The 740-nt window shown below is 50.8% G+C and carries 1 rRNA gene; it reads right to left on the bottom strand.

From position 1 onward, the window contains the following. Window positions 1-740: ribosomal RNA gene (locus ACVBIU_RS20480) — 23S ribosomal RNA — on the bottom strand; the annotation flags it as partial.

A 740-nucleotide genomic window follows, 5' to 3' on the forward strand; every position in this document is an offset into this window, starting at 1 on the left:
CCGTATACTTCCTCTTGCGAGTTTGCACAGTACTGTGTTTTTGATAAACAGTTGCAGCCACCTGGTATCTGCGACTCTCGGCAGCTTAAGGAGCAAGTCCCATCACCGCTAAGAGCGTACCTTCTCCCGAAGTTACGGTACCATTTTGCCTAGTTCCTTCAGCCGAGTTCTCTCAAGCGCCTTGGTATTCTCTACCCGACCACCTGTGTCGGTTTGGGGTACGATTCCTACTAACCTGAAGCTTAGAAGATTTTCCTGGAAGCATGGCATCAACTACTTCATCACCTTAGTGACTCGTCATCAGTTCTCAGTCTTGCAATTTAATGCGTGTTCCCGGATTTGCCTAAGAACACAACCTACAACCTTAAACGCGGACAACCAACGCCGCGCTAGCCTAGCCTTCTCCGTCTCTCCATCGCAGTTAGCAGAAGTACGGGAATATTAACCCGTTTCCCATCGACTACGCCTTTCGGCCTCGCCTTAGGGGTCGACTCACCCTGCCCCGATTAACGTTGGACAGGAACCCTTGGTCTTTCGGCGAGGGGGTTTTTCACCCCCTTTATCGTTACTCATGTCAGCATTCGCACTTCTGATACCTCCAGTGTGGGTTACCCCTTCACCTTCAACGGCTTACAGAACGCTCCTCTACCGCACTAGTGTAAACACTAGTACCCATAGCTTCGGTGTATTGCTTAGCCCCGTTAAATCTTCCGCGCAGGCCGACTCGACTAGTGAGCTAT

The organism is Shewanella sp. 30m-14, from assembly GCF_052977125.1.